The sequence below is a fragment of the Mesomycoplasma ovipneumoniae SC01 genome (genome assembly GCF_000218525.1).
Lineage (GTDB): Bacteria > Bacillota_I > Bacilli_A > Mycoplasmatales > Metamycoplasmataceae > Mesomycoplasma > Mesomycoplasma ovipneumoniae_A.
The window spans coordinates 1-6,401 of sequence record NZ_AFHO01000015.1 but is presented as its reverse complement, the minus strand read 5'-3'; the positions used below and the strand labels follow the sequence as shown (position 1 = coordinate 6,401).

The 6,401-nt window shown below is 25.6% G+C and carries 4 protein-coding genes; all 4 read left to right on the top strand.

Annotated features, from left to right (window positions below):
• Nucleotides 1-2,399: ATP-binding cassette domain-containing protein (locus MOSC01_RS0103125; RefSeq protein ID WP_010321340.1), on the top strand; the 2,399-nt coding region annotated here is incomplete at its 5' end.
• Nucleotides 2,400-2,684: 285 nt separating this feature from the next.
• Nucleotides 2,685-3,680: an IS30 family transposase gene (locus tag MOSC01_RS0103120; protein WP_010321339.1), complete on the top strand. Its 996-nt coding sequence runs from the start codon at nt 2,685-2,687 to the stop codon at nt 3,678-3,680.
• Nucleotides 3,681-3,851: 171 nt separating this feature from the next.
• Nucleotides 3,852-4,556 carry a hypothetical protein gene (locus MOSC01_RS0103115; protein WP_010321338.1) on the top strand — a complete coding sequence of 235 codons (705 nt, stop codon included), beginning with the start codon at nt 3,852-3,854 and terminating at the stop codon, nt 4,554-4,556.
• Between the two features lie 3 nt (nt 4,557-4,559).
• Nucleotides 4,560-6,401, top strand: a 1,842-nt coding sequence (locus MOSC01_RS04900; RefSeq protein WP_010321337.1) for a hypothetical protein, incomplete at its 3' end; no start/stop codon positions are given.

Below are 6,401 nucleotides of genomic sequence, written 5' to 3'. Positions count from 1 at the left end.
GCTACTTAAAAATGATAAAAATTAAAAATTTGACTAAAAATTTTAACCGAAGAGCTATTTTTAAAAATTTTAGTCTAGACATCCCATCTAATGAGTTGGTCTTTGTCGTTGGGCCTTCTGGGATTGGGAAAACTACTCTTATTAACCTGATTGCTAATTTTAGTCAAAAAGATAAAGGTGAAATTCTTTTTTATAAAGATAACAAAATTGTTAAAAACCCTTTAATTGACGTGGTTTTTCAAGATTTTAACCTAATTGAATATGCTACTGGTATGGAAAATATTAAAATTGGCGTAAATGCAATAAATTTTAATATTGATGAAAAGAATATTGAAGAAAACGCAAGTTTTGTTAATATTTCAAAAGAAAATTTAGCAAATAAAGTGAGTGATTTATCGGGCGGTCAAAAACAACGAATTGCAATTTTGCGATCATTAGCGCGTGAATCTGACTTTATTTTGTTAGATGAACCTACTGGAAATCTTGATGTTGAAAATGCTGAAATTCTTTTTGAAAAAATACAAATATTAAAGAAAAATAAAACTATTTTGATAGTTAGCCACAATTTAGATCTTGCTAAAAAATACGGCGATAGAATAATTTATCTAAAAAATGAGTCTGTATTAGAAATTGATAAAATCGAAGAAATAAATAAAGGGAAATCTTTAAATAAAACTGATTATAATTTTAAATTTGAAAAAAAACCTTTAAAAATAAGTGACAAATTAAAATCAATTATTTTATTTTTGAAGCTAGATTTTAAAAATAAAATAATTATTACAGCTTTACTAATTATCACATTTCTAATTAGCATTTTAAGTCTGAATTTATTTGCTACACTTGATACGCAAGCAAATGTTGTTGACTCGCAACGAATTCATCAATACAATTTGGATTCTTTCGAGGTTCAAAAAAAGAGAATAGCACCATTTTTTGACGAAGAAATCGAGAAATTCAATACTAAAAAAGACATTGTTAATAAAATTATTCCTGTTTATTCAACTCAAAACTTTGCTTTTACTTATAATAATAACGACAAAGAATTAATTTCTGAGCAAAATGCTATTGAATTAATCGACCAATCTGATTTTTTTAAAAATAGGTTTAAATTTGATGACAAAAACCTTCAAGGTAATTTTATACAAAATGAAGATGAGATAATTATTTCAAATTCAGCTGTCACAAAATTAAAAATTACTGATCCTATTGGCAAAAAAATTAAAATTAAAGCTATACGTAATTCGAATGTTGATGAAATTCCAACTATTTTTGAAGTTACTATTGTCGGAGTAAATTATTCAACTGATGCCTTTCGCAGAATACCTTCTTTTTTACATTATAATTTAGCGAAAAAAATTAATGAAGCTTTTTTTGTTAAAAACACAGTCGGCGATTCGCTTTTCAGTGACATAACAATCAGACCTTTGAATACAAGAAATTTTCAACTATTAGAAGTTGAAAAAAAACATTTTTTAAGAGATTTAAAGGTAGAAAATTTAAAAATTAGTGATGGTGAACTTCCTAAAAATAAAGATGAAATTGTTGTTTCAGTTAACACTATTGATGAAATAAATAATCTTATAGATGATTTTAACAATAGAGTTACTGAGTTAAACAAAAACAATGATTTTAAAATCGACAAATACGAGAAACTAAAAATAGGGTCTAAAGTTGAATTATCAAACAAAAATGGGCAAGATATTCCTTTTAAAATAGTCGGAACTTTTGATCTAAAGGAAAACCAACATTTGCAGGAACAAAGATCTGAAGTTGGCGCTCCCGAAGAACAAAGACGTGAATTTAAGCACCAAATCATAATGCACAATGATGGTGATGAATATAGAAACGAAATAAGACCACGAGGCGCAAGAATATTTTTAAAATCTGAAAATATCAGTGAAAATTTAGACTCATTTAAGAAAGATTTTCCAAATTTTTTATATTCAAATGATCTTGAATCAATAAAAATTTTTGTTTTAACTTCCACTTTTTTAGTAAAAGCAGCACTACTTGTTATCCAAGTAATTCTTATAGTTTTATTGGTAGTTTTTTCAGTTCTTTATGCAAAAAATCTAACACAATCAAAACTAAAATCAATTGGAATTCTTAAATCACTAGGCGAAAAAACTAAAAAAATCTTTTTGTTACACATATTAAATATTTTTGTAATTTCTTTCTTAATTTTAATATCAGGGCTAATAATAAGTTTGCCTAGCATGCCATATTTTTATAATTTAATAACAACCGCTGATTTTATTAGTCCAACTTATACACAAATTTTTATCAATTTCATTGCAATTTGATTCTCAATTAGTTTACTTATTTTTCTTATCTATTTCTTCATATCATTAAAATATTACAAAAAACCTGTTACTGAACTTCTTAAAAATAGTTTATAATTTTTTAGGTAATTTTATACCTAAATTAGTTTGCTAATTTACCTAATTTACCTAATTTATAAAAAAAATGAAGAAATTAACTTTTGTGATGCGAATAGCCGAAAGTGTTCGAGTATGCAAAGAATACATACTAAGCTCTTAATGGTAAAAATTTTTTACTAAATCTTCTAGATTCAGTATTTGGGGTTTATCTTGTTTTTTTATAAAAAAACACCTAAATAGAATATAAAAATGCAACAAATGGTATAATAATATTATTGTTGCATTTTTTTATTTAGGAGCATCATGGAAAAAAGAAAATTTAAGCATTTTAGTTTTGAAGATTTATTAAAAATTGAGTTTTTATTGCAGCAGAACAAAAGTATTAGATTTATTGCTAGGCAACTTAATGTTTCGCCCTCAACTGTTTCAAGAGAAATTAAAAGAAACCTAAATGAATATGGAATTTATGAAGCTAATTTAGCAATAACAAAAAGACGAAAAAGATATTATCATAGGTATTATTTCAAATTTGTTGAGTTAGGAAAATATGAGGAATTTAGCAAAATTTTTGCAATAAAATATGACAAAAAAGTCCATGGAGTTAAGGCGACATATTTTTATATAGCAGAAAATTTTCCGAACATTGAAAGACCATCTTTAAAGACTGTTTTTAACTGAATTAAAACTAATAAATGGGTAATAGTTAGGAGTAACAGACTCAGACAATATTACAAAAAAGGCGGAAAAAAAACAAGAAATGCCGTGCAAAGATTAGTTCCAGAAGGTTATGTAAAACCCATATGAGCTCGTGATAAATCCATAGATTCAAGGCAAGATTTTGGACATTGAGAGCTAGATTTAGTAGTTGGCAAAAAAACCAGTGGACATGATAATATCCTAACTTTAGTAGAAAGAAAAACCAGAAAATTATTTGCTAAAAAAGTACGAAATAAAAATCCCAGAGTCATCAATAAAGCCATCAAAGATCTTGCAAATGAACATAATTTACATATCAAAACTATCACTTGCGACAATGGATTTGAATTTGAGCAAATTGCATTATTGGCATATTGGTTAAAAATAATAGTTTATAAAGCAGAGCCATATACTTCATTTCAAAGAGGTTCTAACGAGCATGCCAACGGATTAATTAGAAGGTTTTATCCAAAAGGTTTTGATTTCAACCTAATCAGCGATGATGATTTGCAAAATACAATCAGCAAAATTAACTCAATGCCTAGGGAAATTTTTAATTGAAAATCCGCATTAGAGGTGTTTAATGATAACTTGGTGATTTAAGGTTTAAAAAAATCGCCGAACGGCGATTTTAAAAATATCTTTGTGTTGCATTTATATTTTTAATTTGGGTGTTTTTTTATAAAAAAACAAGATATTTTATGATATAATTATTGTTATAATTTTATTAAAATAAAGAATTAATTTTAATAAAAAAAATAATAAGGAGAACTAATGAAGTTAAAAACAAAAATAAAAAAACTCTCTATTTATTCAATGCTTTTTGCATCTTTATCGCTGTCCATTCTAACCCCAACAATTGTGGCGATACAGAAAACAAATGCTAATGCTTATAATTATGCTTATGTATTTGCCGGATTTACCGGTCTTGAGCTTCCAGTAAATAAAAATAAAAAGAATAATGTAATACAATACGCTGAAAAATCTAATGAAAAATTTTATTTTGGAATATCATTGGAAGGCAAACAAGATTTAGCATACTATGGCGGTTTATTTTATCAAGATAAAGTTTCATGAGATGGTATCGCCAAAGCAAAATTTAGAAGAAAAAATAGATATAACGATAACCCAGACGAAATACATTTAGCGGTAACATCTTGGATTTCGGGAATAGGAAGCCCTTCATTTCAAGTAGGTGCAGAGGTAAAATACAATGGTAATTTTTCCGTAGGTGGGAAAGTAAGCACTAATATTGCAATCGATTCAAATGGATATCTAGTTAGCGAAATTAGCAAACATAATAGTAAATATGCTAAAATTATTTATGACTTTAATGGTTGAAAATATAAGGTTTCAAGTTTTGACCAATATGCAACTGCTGCTGCCGAATATGATTATACCAAGGTTTTGTTAACGTCTAATTCTACTTATAATAGTGTTTCACAATTATCCGAGAGCTTGGACGAAGAAGAAGAATAATAGATGTCATCTAAAATTTTTACAAAAAAATGAGTTATTTTTTCAATTATTGGCGCAAGCATAGGTTCTATTGGTATAAGTGTTCCATTAATTTATTATTTTCTTAATCAAAATATTGAAGTTGGGGTAAATGCATTCAAACCTAAAACATTAATTAATAGCACAAACTCCTCTGCTATTTTTTCCAACTCTTACATAGAAAAAATAAATGGATTTATTTTAGAAAATGAGTTGAAAAGGGGTAAGCAACAAATAAGTTATGCGCTAAAAAACAATTTTCAGGATGAATATGATTTCGAAACTGCGAATAATATTTTTGCTTTTGCAAAAATGACAGGTGATAAATCTCAACTTGAAAAAATAAATTCAATTTTAAAAATAGCACCTAATTTGCCAAACCAAATTCAATTTAATCAGCTTTATTATATAACTAATATCTATTTAAATATAGATCCAAAAAAGAATTTGCCGAAACTTATTAGTTTAATTTCAAAATATTATAATAAAGAAAAGAAAAGATTCGAAGTCACAAACGATAGAGAATATTTGTTTCGGGATTTAAATTTCATTTTGTTATATTTTAAATTAAATGGATTTGATTTTCAAGAATTTTTTGATATAAAAGATTGAATCAAGGAAGAATTAATTAATTTTAATTTTGAAAATAATGAGGTTTTAATAAAAATTAATGATGATCACAAAAAGTTTAGAGAAAAACAACGCATACTTTTTCGAAAATATATACCTTTTTTATCGATAATTAATATTCTAGGTAAATTTAATTTTACCGATACATTAGTTCAGAAACAACAATCACTTAATACTTTAATAAAATCTTGAAAAGATTATTATGAAATGGCTTTTGAAAGCAATGATATTAAAATAAAACCTGATATGAATGATGAACCGGGAATAGTCTCCTTTTATTTTAATACCAAAAATTTTTATAATTACAATGAGTCTGAATGAGAAAAAATAAAAATGTTTTCTAAAAATGTAATTATTAACTCAGCAGATGAATATACTTTTTATATGGTTTCTATAATTAATTATTATTTTGGAAATAACCAAAAATTAGAAGCAGATTTGATTGAAAAAAACAAGGAAATTATTGATTATAGTATTGAAAATATTCTATTTCCCGTAACACCTGATATTACAAAAACAATTTTTTTAAGGCAAATTTTAGACCTAAGCGTAGGAAACAATGATAAGAAACAAAAAATAAATCAAGCTATAGAAGACTTATTCAATAAAACAACAAAAAAACCAGAGAATAACCCTGATTTTTTTGAGGACTTATATAATTATGTATTTTTTTCAATTAAGACTCATCCCGATTTTTTTAAGAGTCAAAAAGATTTTTTAAATACAATAATTGATTATAGTAAATTTGTAAAAAAACCAATTCATTTTTTTTACTTGTTTAAAACAACTGCGCTATTAAATAGTTTTTATAATGCAGACAAACCGACAAAAATTAATGTTTCCAAGCAAATTTTTGACAATATTATAAATGTAAAACTAGAAAAAAATGCTCCGTTTTTTTTAAAATTTATTAACTTATTTATTAAGTTTATTTTTAAGAATGAATTAGATGGCAATAAAGAAATTGTCGAATTCATAAACCAAAATCTTGATGAAAAAAATATAAATAACGTTGAATTTTTAGAGCATCTTTTTTGGTATATTGAGTTTCAAAGCGCAATTAAATCAAAATTAGATCACCAAATAGACTCTGCTAAATTAGAAAAATTTATTTCATTGCTAAAAAAAGATATTTTAGATAAAATTGATAAAAAAATAGGTAAAACACGCTTTTTGAATATTAAAACTATTTATCTG